At 34.3% G+C, this 15,220-nt stretch carries 14 protein-coding genes; 6 read left to right on the forward strand and 8 right to left on the reverse strand.

Going from position 1 to position 15,220, the window contains the following annotated elements:
• Positions 1–125 precede the first annotated feature (125 nt).
• Both MR053_RS07825 and MR053_RS07830 read left to right on the forward strand, forming a co-directional pair.
• The gene (locus tag MR053_RS07825; protein WP_242131908.1) at positions 126–2,675 is read left to right on the forward strand and encodes an ATP-dependent Clp protease ATP-binding subunit; all 2,550 of its coding nucleotides are present in this window, start codon (positions 126–128) and stop codon (positions 2,673–2,675) included.
• 80 nt (positions 2,676–2,755) lie between these two features.
• A complete protein-coding gene (locus MR053_RS07830) occupies positions 2,756–3,748 on the forward strand; it encodes an aldose epimerase family protein (RefSeq protein ID WP_242131909.1) in 993 nt (330 codons plus the stop codon).
• A gap of 92 nt (positions 3,749–3,840) precedes the next feature.
• On the opposite strand, the gene MR053_RS07835 is transcribed toward MR053_RS07830, so the two are convergent.
• Together MR053_RS07835 and MR053_RS07840 are read right to left on the reverse strand one after the other, a co-directional pair.
• Positions 3,841–5,169 carry an MFS transporter gene (locus tag MR053_RS07835; RefSeq protein WP_242131910.1) on the reverse strand — a complete coding sequence of 443 codons (1,329 nt, stop codon included), beginning with the start codon at positions 5,167–5,169 and terminating at the stop codon, positions 3,841–3,843.
• A gap of 140 nt (positions 5,170–5,309) precedes the next feature.
• Positions 5,310–6,128 (reverse strand): M48 family metallopeptidase, encoded by an 819-nt coding sequence (locus MR053_RS07840; RefSeq protein WP_242131911.1) that lies wholly within the window; start codon positions 6,126–6,128, stop codon positions 5,310–5,312.
• A 210-nt stretch (positions 6,129–6,338) separates the two neighbouring features.
• Between MR053_RS07840 and msrB the strand changes: the two genes are divergently transcribed.
• Together msrB and MR053_RS07850 are read left to right on the forward strand one after the other, a co-directional pair.
• Positions 6,339–6,815, forward strand: coding sequence for a peptide-methionine (R)-S-oxide reductase MsrB (gene msrB, locus MR053_RS07845; RefSeq protein WP_242131912.1), 477 nt, complete (start codon positions 6,339–6,341; stop codon positions 6,813–6,815).
• Between the two features lie 53 nt (positions 6,816–6,868).
• Positions 6,869–7,420 carry a DUF1572 family protein gene (locus MR053_RS07850; RefSeq protein ID WP_242131913.1) on the forward strand — a complete coding sequence of 184 codons (552 nt, stop codon included), beginning with the start codon at positions 6,869–6,871 and terminating at the stop codon, positions 7,418–7,420.
• Here MR053_RS07850 and MR053_RS07855 read toward each other — a convergent pair.
• The 3 genes from MR053_RS07855 to MR053_RS07865 all read right to left on the reverse strand — a co-directional run bounded on the left by MR053_RS07855 (position 7,415) and on the right by MR053_RS07865 (position 11,125).
• The gene (locus tag MR053_RS07855) at positions 7,415–8,689 is read right to left on the reverse strand and encodes a TlpA disulfide reductase family protein (protein ID WP_242131914.1); all 1,275 of its coding nucleotides are present in this window, start codon (positions 8,687–8,689) and stop codon (positions 7,415–7,417) included. The two genes, MR053_RS07850 and MR053_RS07855, sit on opposite strands and share 6 nt — an antisense overlap.
• 122 nt (positions 8,690–8,811) lie before the next feature.
• A complete protein-coding gene (locus MR053_RS07860; protein ID WP_242131915.1) occupies positions 8,812–9,741 on the reverse strand; it encodes a nuclear transport factor 2 family protein in 930 nt (309 codons plus the stop codon).
• 100 nt (positions 9,742–9,841) lie between these two features.
• Positions 9,842–11,125 (reverse strand): NAD(P)/FAD-dependent oxidoreductase, encoded by a 1,284-nt coding sequence (locus tag MR053_RS07865; RefSeq protein WP_242131916.1) that lies wholly within the window; start codon positions 11,123–11,125, stop codon positions 9,842–9,844.
• A 107-nt stretch (positions 11,126–11,232) separates the two neighbouring features.
• On the opposite strand from MR053_RS07865, the gene lpdA reads away from it, so the two are divergent.
• A complete protein-coding gene (gene lpdA / locus MR053_RS07870; RefSeq protein ID WP_242131917.1) occupies positions 11,233–12,609 on the forward strand; it encodes a dihydrolipoyl dehydrogenase in 1,377 nt (458 codons plus the stop codon).
• 98 nt (positions 12,610–12,707) lie between these two features.
• Here lpdA and aroQ read toward each other — a convergent pair whose 3' ends face one another.
• Positions 12,708–13,124 carry a type II 3-dehydroquinate dehydratase gene (gene aroQ / locus MR053_RS07875; RefSeq protein WP_223550278.1) on the reverse strand — a complete coding sequence of 139 codons (417 nt, stop codon included), beginning with the start codon at positions 13,122–13,124 and terminating at the stop codon, positions 12,708–12,710.
• Between the two features lie 19 nt (positions 13,125–13,143).
• Positions 13,144–14,028 (reverse strand): hypothetical protein, encoded by an 885-nt coding sequence (locus tag MR053_RS07880; protein WP_242131918.1) that lies wholly within the window; start codon positions 14,026–14,028, stop codon positions 13,144–13,146.
• A 45-nt stretch (positions 14,029–14,073) separates the two neighbouring features.
• Here MR053_RS07880 and MR053_RS07885 point away from each other — a divergent pair, with 45 nt between their 5' ends.
• The gene (locus tag MR053_RS07885) at positions 14,074–14,406 is read left to right on the forward strand and encodes an NINE protein (protein WP_242131919.1); all 333 of its coding nucleotides are present in this window, start codon (positions 14,074–14,076) and stop codon (positions 14,404–14,406) included.
• A 122-nt stretch (positions 14,407–14,528) separates the two neighbouring features.
• Here MR053_RS07885 and MR053_RS07890 read toward each other — a convergent pair whose 3' ends face one another.
• Positions 14,529–15,032 (reverse strand): hypothetical protein, encoded by a 504-nt coding sequence (locus MR053_RS07890; RefSeq protein ID WP_317221708.1) that lies wholly within the window; start codon positions 15,030–15,032, stop codon positions 14,529–14,531.
• Positions 15,033–15,220: the final 188 nt, after the last annotated feature.

A 15,220-nucleotide genomic window follows, 5' to 3' on the forward strand; every position in this document is an offset into this window, starting at 1 on the left:
GTTAATAAGTATCTTCTAAAATGTTTTGATTTTATAAAGATTTTTTCGTCAATTAGCATTTTAAGGTATGGTTTTTGACTTTAGTAAACTATTATTAGTATTTTTAATGCAGAAAGGAGACAATTATGGATGATAATTTTTCACCTAGAGTAAAAGATGTAATTGCATACAGTAAAGAAGAAGCGTTGCGATTGGGCCACGATTTTATTGGTACAGAACATTTAATGCTTGGGCTATTACGTGATGGTAATGGTAAGGCTATAAACATACTTAATGCGCTGAATGTAGACCTAAACCATTTAAGGCGTAAAGTGGAGATTCTAAGTCCCGCTAATCCTAAAATTTCTGTAGTATCAAACGAGAAAAAGAACCTACACCTAACCAGACAGGCAGAACGTGCCTTGAAAACAACTTTTTTGGAAGCAAAACTGTTTCAAAGCACATCCATTAATACCGCACACTTACTTCTATGCATACTAAGAAATGAAAACGACCCAACTACCAAACTTTTAAATAAATTAAAAGTTGACTACGATAATGTTAAAGAACAATTCAAGCTTATGATTACAAACGACAGTGACTATATAGAACCTAAATCGGAATCTTTTCAAGACGACGAAACCAATACAGATGACGACACCTCTAAAGATAATTTATTCAATTCGCCATCAAGCAAACCAAATAAAAAGTCAAAAACACCTGTTTTAGACAATTTTGGACGTGATTTAACAGCTTTAGCTGAAGAAGGCAAGTTAGACCCTGTTGTTGGCAGGGAAAAGGAAATAGAACGCGTCTCACAAATTTTAAGTAGACGCAAGAAAAACAATCCGCTATTAATAGGTGAGCCAGGCGTTGGTAAATCTGCTATTGCCGAAGGCCTAGCATTGCGTATTACCAAACGCAAAGTATCCCGAATTCTTTTCAATAAACGTGTAGTAACACTTGATTTGGCTAGTTTGGTAGCAGGCACAAAATACCGTGGACAGTTTGAAGAACGTATGAAAGCGGTAATGAATGAGTTGGAAAAGAATGATGATGTTATTTTATTTATTGATGAAATCCACACCATTGTAGGCGCAGGTGGTGCCACTGGAAGTTTGGATGCTTCCAATATGTTTAAACCTGCTTTAGCTCGTGGTGAGATTCAATGCATTGGTGCAACTACATTAGATGAATATAGACAATACATTGAAAAAGATGGCGCATTAGAAAGGCGTTTCCAAAAGGTAATAATTCAACCCACAACTGTTGAGGAAACCATTGAGATCCTCAACAACATAAAAGGCAAATACGAAGAACACCATAATGTCGATTTTACGCCAGAAGCCATCGAAGCCTGTGTAAAATTGACCAATAGGTACATGACTGAGCGCTTTCTGCCAGACAAAGCAATTGATGCATTAGATGAAGCTGGGTCGCGGGTGCACATCACCAATATTCAAGTTCCCAAACAGATTATTGAATTAGAAAAGAAACTGGAAGATGTTAGAGAAACCAAAAATTCGGTGGTAAGAAAACAAAAATATGAAGAAGCCGCCAAGTTAAGGGATGACGAAAAACGTCTCGAAAAAGAATTGGCTGTAGCCCAGGAAAAATGGGAAGAGGAAACCAAGTTACATCGCGAAATAGTTACCGAAGAAAACGTGGCCGATGTGGTATCCATGATGACAGGAATTCCTGTAAACAGAATTGCCCAAACAGAAATTAATAAATTAGCCCAATTGCCAGAATTGATTAAAGGTAAGGTTATAGGTCAGGATGAAGCAGTAGCAAAAGTTGTTAAGGCCATACAACGTAATCGAGCTGGTCTTAAAGACCCTAATAAACCTATTGGTTCGTTTATATTTTTAGGACAAACGGGAGTCGGGAAAACGCAGTTGGCTAAAATATTGTCAAAAGAATTATTTGATAGCGAAGATGCGCTTGTACGTATAGACATGAGCGAATACATGGAAAAATTTGCCATTTCCCGATTAATTGGTGCGCCCCCAGGATACGTTGGTTATGAAGAAGGAGGACAATTAACCGAAAAAGTAAGACGTAAACCATACGCTGTTATTCTATTGGATGAAATCGAAAAAGCACATCCCGATGTGTTCAATATGTTATTGCAAGTGTTGGATGATGGATATTTAACCGATAGCTTAGGTAGAAAAATAGATTTTAGAAATACTATTATAATTATGACATCCAATATTGGAGCAAGAAAACTTAAGGATTTTGGCACTGGTATTGGTTTTGGAACGGCTTCACAAAAAGCACAAGAAGATGCCAACGCCAGAAGCGTTATTGAAAACGCACTGAAAAAATCGTTTGCACCAGAGTTTTTAAATAGGATTGACGATGTGGTTGTATTTAATCCACTTGAAAAAGAAGACATCAACAAGATTATTGATATTGAACTGCAAAAGCTTTTTGATAGAATTAAAGATTTAGGTTACAACCTAACCCTAACCGACAAAGCAAAAAATTACATAGCAGATAAAGGTTTTGATAGACAGTATGGGGCTAGACCATTAAAACGCGCCATACAAAAGTATATTGAAGATGCTTTGGCAGAAGAAATTGTTGCATCTCATTTACAGGAAGGTGACAGTATAAAAATAGATTTGGATAAAAAAACAAATGAACTGAAAATATCTATAGTTAAAGCTGAAAAGCCAACAGAATCATAATCCAGTTTTAAAAGTTTTTTAACTGGATATCTTTATCCATTTATTTGGACTGTATTATAAGCTGGTCTAACTTAAAACAAATGAAGAGTTATTTCATAAGTGTACTGCTTTTAGTAGTTATGCTTTCTTGTACATCAAAACACAAAGAAAAGAAAAACGGTGATCACTATCCTATAAAAGCACTAGCCAACAATGTGTTAACAGCGCATGTTTTAATCCCTAATGCAGAACATGGCTATTATAGAAGTACACGATTTGATTGGTCTGGAATAATCGCTCAAGTAGAATACCAAGGCCACACTTATTTTCAAGAATGGCAGGATTACAATGGCACAATAACACCCGGAAAACATGATCCTTTAAATGCTGGAACCGCAACAGGCACTGCCGAAGAATTCCGGGATCCACAAGGTTTTACTGAGGCTAAGCCTGGCGAGCCCTTCCTTAAAATAGGTGTAGGAGTACTCGAAAAAGCAAATGATTCTGCATACCATTGGGATTATCCCTATAAATTTATTGAAAAAGGCCAATGGGATATTGAGACCACTAAAAATTCTATTCGCTTTACCCAGAAATTCACCACAACCTTTGGCTATGCCTACCATTATGAAAAAAATATAGTTTTGGTTGAAAACAAACCAGAAATTAAAATTAACCATTGCCTAAAAAATATAGGAACAAAAGATATGTTTATAAACCCATACTGCCATAATTTTTTTATGTTTGATAATCAACCTATAAATACGGATTATAGAATTGAATTCCCAAAACCCATTACACTTATCAAAGGATTTGATTCTAGAGTTACCATACAAGAAAACCAATTAAAACTAAACGAGTCACTAAGCAATGATGATTGGACAGGCGGGCATATTGATCCAGGATTAACAACAGAATATGTGCTATCCAACAACAAAACAAAAACTGCTGTTAAAGTTATTTCCGATGTTAATCACGGCCCTTTTTACATACACCTCACAGAACAGTCCTTTTGCCCAGAACCAATGGTGGAATTCAGTATTAAACCTAATGAAGAATCTAAATGGACTAGGGTTTATCAATTTATAAAATAATGATAATTTCTCTAAATATATTTACAGAATAAATTTTGTGTATATGTGTCTAAAAAGTGATTAATTTTGTTGGTGCCTTCTGATTGAAAGTGTTATCCTGATACTTTTTTTGGTACCCTGACCAATAAAATAATACCAACAAAAAAGAAAATAACCAAAAACAGAATAGCGTTTCGCATACTACCAGTAAACTGGTCTATAGCTCCATAAATAATCATGCCAATAACAATACCTATTTTTTCGGCAACATCATAAAAACTAAAATAAGAAGTCGTGTCTTCTGTGTCTGGCAAAAACTTGGAATAGGTAGATCGCGCCAGCGATTGTATGCCACCCATAACAAACCCAACAATACCTGCAGCTATATAGAAATGTGTTGGAGTAATCATAAAATAGGAATAGACACAAAGCACCATCCAAATAACATTTACCCCTATTAACGTTTTAATGTTTCCATACTTTTCTGATGCTTTTGAGGTTAAAAATGCGCCGATAATAGCTATAAGTTGAATCAATAAAATACTACCTACCAATCCCATTTTTTTAGCATTGTCATCCGCCCAAGCAATTTCCTCCTCTCCAAAATAAACGGCAACCAACATAATAGTTTGCACTGCCATGCTAAATACAAAAAAGGCATTTAAATAACGTTTTAATCTTAAGTTATTCTTGAGATCTTTCCAAACTACTTGAAGTTCCTTAAACCCGTTAAATAAAATGGCCTTGGTTATTTTATGGTCTTCTGAGACTCCTTTAGGCAGCCAATAGAAAGTATATTGACTAAACAATGCCCACCAAAATCCAACTGTAACAAAAGAATATCGCATGGCTCTTTGTGAAGCTGTCTCATCTAACGAAGATTCAATGTTTAACATTTCAGGAAACATTACCATAATTAAATTGATGATCAATAAAATTACGCTACCCAAATACCCCATGGAAAACCCTTTTGCACTAATGCTGTCCTGTTGATGTTCAAAAGCTATGTCCGGTAAATAGGAATTATAAAAAACTAAGCTCCCCCAATAGCCTATTAAGCCCATAAAATAGAATAGTAAACTCAAATGAATTTTATCTGGTGATATATCGAACCAAAACAAACCTATGCACCCTGCACTACCTAAATAACAAAAAAACTTTAAAAATGTTTTCTTGTTACCAACATAATCGGCAATTCCCGATAATATAGGAGAAATAAAGGCAACTACCAAAAAGGTAAAAGCTGTAACAAATGTGATTAAAGCCGTACTTTTAAACTCGAATCCAAATGCATTAATTTTTTTTATTTCAGAAATAAATAAAGCCGAATAAAATATAGGAAAGATAGACGATGCTATAGTTAAGGTATATACTGAATTGGCCCAATCGTAAAATGCCCAAGCATTCAACAATTTTTTGCTACCTTTTTCAAGTTTTTTCACACGTTTAAATTTCAATAATTATTTGATGCCATATTAATTATAAAATTAAGAACGTGTACAACCACCCCATTCTTAAATTAAAAAAGCTGTCTTTATTGACAGCTTCTAAAGTAATCAAATAATTTATTTTAAATGGTAAACTAATCTCTAAATGATGTGATGCCAAATTTTTTGGCTTCTTCTTTAGCTCTAGGCGCCCATTTAATCAAGTTACTAATTCTTGTATCGTTTGAAGGATGTGTACTTAAAAATTCAGGCGGAGCTTGTCCACCACTATTAGCTTTCATACGTTTCCACAATTCGGCTGCTTCATCAGGATTATATCCTGCAACTGCCATTAAATAAAGCCCTATTTGATCGGCCTCGGTTTCATGGTTTCTGCTAAAGGGTAACATAACCCCTACTGTAGAACCAACACCATAGGCCTGGTTAAACACATTTCTTTTTTCTTCATCCTTAATAGCTACATTACCGGCCACAGCTCCTAGTTGTTGCAACATACCTGCACTCATACGTTGCTGGCCATGATTTGCCAAGGCATGGGCCACTTCATGTCCCATAATGGCCGCAACTCCTGTTTCGCTTTTAGCTATGGGCAAAATACCGGTATAAAATACAATTTTACCACCAGGCATACACCAAGCATTAACGGTTTTATCATCCACCAAATTGTATTCCCATTTATAATCCTTTAAATAGCCTTGATGTCCATTGGCATTTAGCCAACGCTCTGCAGCTACTGCTATGCGCTGCCCAACACGAGTTATCATTTCAGCATCTTTTGTGCCTTTTATAACTTTGTTTTCATTTAAAAATTCGTTGTATTGAGCGAACGATGTTGGAAACAATTGTGAATTTGGCACCAGGGCCATTGTTTTTTTACCTGTAAAAGGATTGGTCGCACAAGCCACAATTAATAAAGCTGTACTTATTATCAATAACGGTTTTCTTATTTGCATAATATCAATTTTTATTACTGTTAAAAATACAAACAATCATTTAATGATTTAACTGTTCTACATAATTAGTTACGAAAAAACACTCAAAATAGTTTTTTATTGACACTTTAAATTTTGAGCATAACATGATATATAAATTTTATTTAACTGTTATATCTTATTCTGTGTTAGTTAAAAGGGTGTGTTACGACTTAATACAAAATCTGTACTATGAATAAAATTTTAATTGTCCTATTATTTACTATAATTTATAATTGCAATTCTTCTGCACAAAAACAAGTTGAAAAATCAAAGCTAAAAATCACTAAAACAGAGGCTGAATGGCGACAGCAATTAACTGAATTGGAATATTATGTTATAAGGGAAGCTGGCACCGAACGTGCCTTTTCAAGTCCCTTAAACAATAATTACGAAGAAGGTCTTTATGTTTGTAAAGCTTGTGAAACACCCCTTTTTAAGAGTGAGCACAAATTTAATTCTGGTACTGGCTGGCCAAGTTTTGACAGGGAAATTAAGGGCAATATTGCCTATACAAATGGCAATACCAATAGTTTTTATGGTGTTGAAGAACACTGTGCTAATTGTGGTGGACACTTAGGCCATGTTTTTAATGATGGCCCTAGAGACACCACTGGAAAGCGACACTGTATTAATGGGGTAGCTTTAAAATTCATCCCTAAAGAGTAGAGTATATTCTAGTCTCTCTAGGGGTCAAAATTTTAAATTTTTATTTTTGTCCTATGAAAAGTTATCTCACCAGTATAACCAAACAATTTAAATATTATAAAAGCTTAGGTGATAAAACCTTTGTCCAGCTAGGTTTCGAAGAACTTCAAAATGAAATAGCTTTAGATTCCAACTCCATTTCTATAATTGTGAAGCATCTGGTTGGCAATATGTTGAGCCGATGGACCAATTTTTTAAGCGAAGATGGCGAAAAAGAATGGCGGCAACGTGATATAGAATTTGAAGACAGCTATACCAGCAAAGCAGAGCTTCTTGACGCTTGGGAAAAAGGCTGGCAATGTTTATTTGATGCTATTACACCACTTACAGCAGGTGATTTAGAGCGTATTATTTATATTAGGAACCAAGGGCACACCATTACCGAAGCCATAAATAGACAATTGGCTCATTATAGTTATCACGTTGGACAAATCGTGTTTTTAGGTAAGGTATTAAAGGGTAAAGATTGGCAATCGCTTTCTATTCCTAAAGGGGGTTCTGCAAAGTACAACGAGGAAAAATTTAATAAATCTAAAGAACGCAAACACTTTACTGAGGAATTATAATTGCTTTTCCAAAATAGCTTCTACTTCCTCAGCACTAGGGTTTACCGCCAATATTTCTCCCGTGCTAGCGATAAGGAACATACCGCCACCACCATTCATGACATTGTATTTTTCCCAAATACTATTTTGCTTATTAAGTTCAATAAGTTGTTGCCACTCCCATTGCTCTTTTTCCATAAACTTATTGTATCTATCCAATGTCTTATATTCACCGGCAACACCTAAAATAGTAAATCCTTTATCTTTATACTTTTCATAAACTGGCTTTACCAAACGTGTTTTAGCGATACAGGGGCCACACCAAGTCGCCCACAAATCCAACAAAACAACTTTATTTTTCTTCAAAATGGAATTTAACTCAAACATATTTCCGTTAATATCTGGTGCTATGAAATTAACATACTGCCCTCCAGGTTTTAGGTCATTTAAAGCATGCAACAAACTGGCTCCCAAATTAGTGTAAGAATGATTTGGAAACGCTTCACTTAGCTTTTTAAATGCATTTCTTATTAAAGATATATCAACATTGTTATATTTAATACCCATTAAATCATCAATTACCATATACAAAGACACCATATCAAGGTTACTTTTAATGTAATGGTATTTGTCTTTCAAATAAGCATCAAATAACCTTTTGCTTTTAGCATACTTTTCTTCCCCTAATTCACTCTTATCCAAACCACTGCTTTGTAAATTCTCCATTTCTTTATAGATTGGGATTTTTTCTTCATGGCTCTTAGCGTCCTTTAGTTTTTGTATGATTTTATGATATGTTTCCGAAAACAGCTTCTCTCGTGGTATGTCTTTATATTCCTCTTCGATTGCCATGTACTTGCTATAAAAGACAGCATTGGTTTTTTCATTGAACTTGTTGAACGTAGAATTTAAAACCCCACCTTCAATTTTATTTTCCAAAAAATTTTCTGAATCATGAAGTTTCATGACTAGAACATCATCCTCAGCAAAAAAAGTGATAGGTTTCATTGCTCCTGCATAAAACTCTTCCTCAAAAATGAGTTTATATGCTTGAACTTCATTTGAACTTAGCGTATAGTCAAATTTACCATTAACTATAGATATGGTTGCTATTTTATCAAATCTAGCATCGTCAAAAGCTTTAACCAATAATAGATTTTTACTCTGTGGTCTATTAAAAACTTCTCCCTTTATTATGGTCTTGATAGCAGTTTCATCTTGAGCATTAATGCTTTCAGTACCAAAAATTGAAATAAAAAAACAAAGGAATAAAATTCTATAATACGTCATATTAAGTAAGATCAGACATCAAATATATAAAAATTGGTACACGGTTATTCATAGTTAATTAATTTCAATAAAAAACTCCTCTAATTTAAGATTAAAGGAGTTAATATTTGGCTTTCTTATTTTTAATTATCGCTTAATGCCTTTGTGCTTATATAGGATATCCCCCTTTCAATCATACCTTCATCATTGAAATCGTGAGTGTACATGGCTGGGATTACAAATTTTTTACCATCAGATTTTCGAGTCAATCTAAAGTTCCACCAAGACTGAACCGTATAACCATTTCCAATTTCATAATGTAAACAATCTGGGTATCCTACCACATCGATACTCTCAATAGTATAATTTTCTAAAAAACTACTGTTACGAGCTTTAAGCTCTTCTAAACCTATGGACTCACCAACAGGCATTTCTAATCCCGTAAACGTAGCTTTTTCATCTATATAGCTATAGGCTTTATCCATATCACCATTTTCAAAAGCAGTAAACATTCTACGTACTTTATTTATATATTCGTGCTCATTATATAAGGTTCCATTTGTTCTAGGCGAAAAAGCACTTCTTATATCCCTTCCTACAGGATAATTATAATAGATGGCGAGTTCAATTTTACCATCATCGTTTAATCTGTACAGATTGTGCACTGGCATTTCAACTTTAACACCAGTTTCATCATGAACACCTTTAAGATAATCCCAAGTTTGTACCCAAACTTTACCATCTTTATATTCTATGGCATCGGGATAAGCCTCTCCATGTCTAGTTAAACTTCTATATGCCGTCCATTTACTTCGATTCGCAACCCATTTTAAAAAATCTTCTTTATTCGTCCCTTTAGCATTTTTATCCCTAGTAGTTCCACTGTAAGATTTAAAATCATCTGCTAAATAAGAAGCTACTTTATCGACATCTCCTGCAATATCGGCTTGTTGCATAGCTTCAACTGTTACAATAGCAGGATGTTCTTTATATACAATACCATTTTTTTCTTTCTTTTGGGGATACATTACAGCTACAGAAAGTAGCAGGATAAATAAAACATGTTTTTTCATTTTGAATAAATTTTGGTTAGTAAAATCCTTAACAATTTAATCAAAAAATTTGACAATCAAACATTTATAAATTCTTATTTGAAAAAATAAAAATAAAAGATTAAAAATCTTCTCTCCTTTTGAAAGGCCTAATAATCAATCGCGCTTCCCTGTCGAAACGCACATAATTGTATACCCAATTTATAAAAACCACCATGCGGTTTCTAAAGCCTATTAAAAAGAATAAATGGACAAACATCCACACAAACCAGGCAAACACCCCTTGAAATTTAAATCGTTTTAAATCTACAACAGCTTTATTTCTACCTATGGTTGCCATAAAACCTTTGTCCTTATAAACAAATGGCATTAATGGTTTTTGTTCTATTAAACGAAGAAGGTTATCGCCCAATTGTTTACCTTGTTGAATGGCCGGTTGCGCCATCATTGGTAAACCACCTGGAAAATTGTCCGTTACCATGTGAGCGATATCTCCAATAGCAAAAATGTGATTAAACCCTTTAACCTGGTTAAATTGATTTATAATAATTCTATTTCCCTGAGTAATGATATCCTTAGAATCCAAACCTTTAATTTTAGCGCCTTTTACTCCCGCTGCCCAAATTAATGTAGCTGTTTCAAAAGTAAGATCGGTATTGGTCGTAACGGTTTTACCATCATAATGGGTTACCCTAATGTTTTTCCAAATGTTAACCCCTAGTTTCTCTAGAAATGCTTCGGCTTTTTCAGAAGCTTTTTCACTCATACCCTTTAAAATACAATCAGCAGATTGTACAATATGTATTTGTGCCATTCGGGTATCCAAATCGGGGTAATCCTTTGGTAAAATTCCTTTTTTTATCTCAGCCAAAGCACCAGCTAATTCCACTCCTGTTGGACCGCCCCCAACAATAACAAAATTCATTAAAGCATTTCGTTCGTTTAAATCGGAAGTCAATAAAGCTTCTTCAAAATTCTCAAGAATCAAGCTTCTTAAATTAAGGGATTGCGGTATGGTTTTCATGGCCATACTGTACTTTTCTATTTCAGAATTACCAAAATAATTGGTTTTAGAACCTGTGGCAACAACCAAATAATCAAATTTAAGTTTTCCAATATTGGTAATGACCTTATTCTTTAAGGTATCAACAGCTTCAACATGAGCTAACCTAAAATAAAAATTAGGAAAGTCTTTTAGTATTTTTCTAATAGGATAAGCTATGGAATCTGGTTCCAAGCCCCCAGTAGAAACTTGATAAAGTAAAGGCTGAAATGTATGATAATTATTCTTATCTAAAAGGACTACTTGAACCTCTTGTTTTGATAATTTTTTAGCTAGTGCTACTCCTGCAAAACCACCTCCAATAATAACAATTCGTGGATAACTCGTTCTTGGTATGTTCATAAATAGAAAACTTGCTTTACAAAGGTACTAGAAAGATAGAAATTTAGCCTACTCTAAATTCCTTATTAAAATTCGATTTCGTAAATTCGTAGCCTAAAATTTAACACATGAGTAAATACGATATTATTGTTCTTGGAAGTGGTCCTGGTGGTTATGTAACAGCAATTAGAGCGTCACAATTAGGATTTAAAACGGCTATTGTTGAAAAAGAAAATTTGGGCGGTGTCTGTTTAAATTGGGGATGTATCCCAACAAAGGCTCTATTGAAATCGGCCCAAGTTTTTGAATACCTGAAGCATGCCGAGGATTATGGTTTAAAAGTAAAAGATGCCTCTCATGATTTTGATGCTGTGATTAAACGCAGTCGCGGTGTTGCCGACGGTATGAGCAAAGGTATTGAGTTTTTAATGAAAAAGAACAAGATTGATGTTGTAAAAGGGTATGGTAAACTAAAACCTGGAAAAAAAATAGACGTAGAAGGTACCGAATATAGTGCCGACCATATAATTATTGCAACTGGGGCACGTTCTCGTGAATTACCCAGCTTACCACAAGACGGTAAAAAAGTAATTGGTTATCGTGAGGCTATGAGCTTACCCAAACAACCTAAAAAAATGATTGTGGTTGGCTCTGGTGCCATTGGTGTTGAATTTGCCTATTTCTATAATTCCATAGGAACCGAGGTGACCATTGTGGAATACTTACCCAATGTAGTGCCTGTTGAAGATGAAGAGGTCTCTAAACAATTGGAACGTTCCTTTAAAAAGAGTGGTGTAAAAATAATGACATCTGCCGAAGTAACCAGTATTGATACCTCTGGCGATGGTGTTAAAGCTACCGTAAAAACCAAAAAAGGGGAAGAGATTCTTGAAGCAGACATTATATTAAGTGCTGTTGGTATTAAAACCAATATTGAAAATATAGGCTTGGAAGATGTTGGTATTGTGGTAGACCGTGATAAGATATTGGTAAACGACTTTTACCAAACCAACATCCCCGGCTATTATGCTATTGGTGATGTTACTCCTGGGCAAGCCTTAGCGCATGTAGCCTCTGCTGAAGGTATTCTTTGTGTTGAAAAAATCGCTGGTCAACACGTTGAAGCTTTAGATTATGGTAACATCCCAGGTTGCACCTATTGTTCCCCAGAGATTGCCAGTGTAGGTTTAACCGAAAAACAAGCCAAAGAAAAGGGATTTGATATTAAGGTTGGAAAATTCCCGTTCTCTGCGTCTGGAAAAGCCAGTGCTGGTGGTAATAAGGATGGCTTTGTAAAGGTTATTTTCGATGCTAAGTATGGTGAATGGTTAGGCTGCCACATGATTGGTGCCGGGGTAACCGATATGATTGCTGAAGCCGTTTTAGGCAGAAAACTTGAAACTACAGGCCATGAGGTACTTAAAGCAGTTCACCCACACCCAACCATGAGTGAAGCAGTTATGGAAGCTGTTGCCGATGCTTATGATGAAGTGATACATTTATAAGGTCGACTTAGATAGTTTAGATACTTAGATTTTTAGATATAAAAAGTTCCGATTAAAATCGGAACTTTTTATTTATATATTCTAAATATCTAAAAGCCTTATATAAGACTTTGAATCGCTAATTCGTAACTTTGCAAACCAAAGCCAAGTATAACCCCTTTTGCATTTGGTGAAATATAGGATTGGTGCCTAAACTCTTCCCTTCCAAAAGTATTGGAAATATGTACTTCAACCACAGGCGTTTCTATACCTTTAATAGCATCACCAATACCAATGGATGTGTGGGTATAAGCCCCTGCATTTAAAACAACACCATCGTAACTAAAACCAACTTCGTGAAGCTTATCAATTATTTCCCCTTCGATATTCGACTGGAAATACTCTAACGTTATGGTTTTGTACTTTTCTTTAATCGCCTCAAAAAATTCTGTAAAGGTTAAACTCCCATAAATATTTGGTTCTCGCTTACCCAATAAGTTTAAATTGGGACCGTTAATGATGATTAGTTTTTTCATGCTTTAAAGATATATAATTTTATCCTTTAGCCTTTAGAATATTTATTGTTGTAGATTCACCTTTCTTTAAATTGGATAAGGCTTTGATTGTATTGTCTTCATCCTGGAGTTCAACAACAACAGTATTTGGAGCTATCACACCCTCATTTGTGGCCTTTATAACAAGTGTTGTGGTACCTTCTCCAATTTTAACTCTAATAATTTTTTGTTCCTTTTTTGCTTCATAATTTTCGAATAGAGGTTTATTATTGGCATAAACAGTAATTTTGTCTCCATCTTCTTTTCCCCCATCATATATAATTAAATTTACATCCTTGCTCTTTGAAAAAATACTCAACGTTTGATCTCTTCTTAAAATATTCATGTTAAGAGTATCCATCATTTTTAAAGGTTGGAATCTTTGTTTAATACTATCAGGAATCCGCTTCATTTTATTTATCTTTTCAACCATCCTTTCCATTTTGTCTTCTATTTTTTCTGCTAAACTTAAAAACAATTCTCCGCTTATACATTCTACATTATCAGAAAATAAACCAATAAATTTTGTTTTAACTTTCTTGGTTTTACCCAATGAAAAATTTTTGATTGTGGTATTTATATAACAAAAATCGTAATTTGGCTCTAATGGTGTTTTTGTGTAAATGGTTTGTGTTTCTCTAAAACTCAATTCTTTTGCATCCTCATTATATTCACCAAAGACAGTCGATTTTGTTTCGTATTTTCCACCTAAATCTGATATTGAATAGCCTTCAACTTTACCATTTTTATCAACTAAACTTATTTTATATGTAATTGTTAATGTATCATTTAACACGATACCACCTATGTAATCATGTCTTTCCTGCCCAAGACATAGCAATGGCATCATAAAAAACAAATAATAAAGTAAGATTTTTCGAATCATATCAGAATTATTTTTAAATTTATACAAACATAAATCTTTTAACTTATGAAAACTAAATTATTATTTTCCTTGTTAGTCACTTTATTCATGTTTAGTGCCAGTTACGCTTCTTTTCCTGTAAAAAGAACAACTTCTGCAACCACAAATACAGAAGTAACTACTTCGACCACGGAAGTAGTAGAGCCTTTAGCCACTGTTGCCTCTCAAGACAAATGGGTAGGTGTAGCACTATGGTTCTTTTTAGGCTGGCCTTTTGCAGCGCATAGATGGTACTACAAAAAACCTGTGGGATGGAACATTTTATTTATAGTTACATTTGCTGGTTTAGGAATCTGGGCAATAGTAGATTTAATTAACATACTTACAGATAATTTCTAAGAATTTTATGTAAAAGAAGTAAGCTATTTATAATTTTAATTCCTTTTTAGGAGTTTCGATTTAAAACACATTAAAAAACCGAAGTCATGATGCTTCGGTTTTTTTTATGTGCTTAAACATAATTAGAAGTGCAATGCAAAACCTATGCGGAATTCAAAAATTCCTTCATCTGTAAAATCTTCATTTAATGAAACATTATATCTTAAACCAGGCTCGATACTCACATTTTCAACAATAAACCATGCGTACCCACCTTGTATACCAAGCCACAAAGGGTTTTCTTCTATATCTTCCCAAGATGCACCAGTAATATCTAACTGAAACGGAATTACTCCAGATAAATAATATTTGGCTCCAAGTTTATAAGAAAAGATAGTTTCTCCAGCAAGATCTGAATACCCCAGACCGACTTTGATAGCTAAGTCATTGACAACAAAATAACCAGCCTCGGCCCCTAAAGACCAAACTGTTTCTCCATCTATAGACGACAGACCAAATCCTGTGTTTGCAGAATGTCCTGTAAGTCCCATGGGGCCACCTCCAAATCCTGTGTTGGCTTCTATTAACCATTTACCTTTTGAGGTTGAGCTGCCATTATCGCTTTCTTGCGCAATAACGCTAGACAAGCCAAATACTGCTAAAACAGTAAGAAATAATAAATTTTTCATGATTATTTAGTTTTAATTATACTTTAGTTATTTGTTTAATGCAATAATTTTCGTTTAGATAAACATAATGAATGTTAGTTTTCAAGTTTTATCTCATTAAGTAAGGGTATTTAATATTTAGTTAAAAAAAGGAAGCTACACGCTTC

Source organism: Aestuariivivens marinum (assembly GCF_022662175.1).
GTDB classification, from domain to species: domain Bacteria; phylum Bacteroidota; class Bacteroidia; order Flavobacteriales; family Flavobacteriaceae; genus Aestuariivivens; species Aestuariivivens marinum.

Excerpts from the sequence above, each read along its gene's own strand:
- MR053_RS07825 (WP_242131908.1), top strand. The coding sequence starts at position 126 with ATGGATGATAATTTTTCACCTAGAGTAAAAGATGTAATTGCATACAGT.
- MR053_RS07830 (WP_242131909.1), top strand. The coding sequence starts at position 2,756 with ATGAAGAGTTATTTCATAAGTGTACTGCTTTTAGTAGTTATGCTTTCT.
- MR053_RS07840 (WP_242131911.1), bottom strand. The coding sequence starts at position 6,128 with ATGCAAATAAGAAAACCGTTATTGATAATAAGTACAGCTTTATTAATT.
- msrB (WP_242131912.1), top strand. The coding sequence starts at position 6,339 with ATGAATAAAATTTTAATTGTCCTATTATTTACTATAATTTATAATTGC.
- MR053_RS07850 (WP_242131913.1), top strand. The coding sequence starts at position 6,869 with ATGAAAAGTTATCTCACCAGTATAACCAAACAATTTAAATATTATAAA.
- MR053_RS07855 (WP_242131914.1), bottom strand. The coding sequence starts at position 8,689 with ATGACGTATTATAGAATTTTATTCCTTTGTTTTTTTATTTCAATTTTT.
- MR053_RS07860 (WP_242131915.1), bottom strand. The coding sequence starts at position 9,741 with ATGAAAAAACATGTTTTATTTATCCTGCTACTTTCTGTAGCTGTAATG.
- MR053_RS07865 (WP_242131916.1), bottom strand. The coding sequence starts at position 11,125 with ATGAACATACCAAGAACGAGTTATCCACGAATTGTTATTATTGGAGGT.
- lpdA (WP_242131917.1), top strand. The coding sequence starts at position 11,233 with ATGAGTAAATACGATATTATTGTTCTTGGAAGTGGTCCTGGTGGTTAT.
- aroQ (WP_223550278.1), bottom strand. The coding sequence starts at position 13,124 with ATGAAAAAACTAATCATCATTAACGGTCCCAATTTAAACTTATTGGGT.
- MR053_RS07880 (WP_242131918.1), bottom strand. The coding sequence starts at position 14,028 with ATGATTCGAAAAATCTTACTTTATTATTTGTTTTTTATGATGCCATTG.
- MR053_RS07885 (WP_242131919.1), top strand. The coding sequence starts at position 14,074 with ATGAAAACTAAATTATTATTTTCCTTGTTAGTCACTTTATTCATGTTT.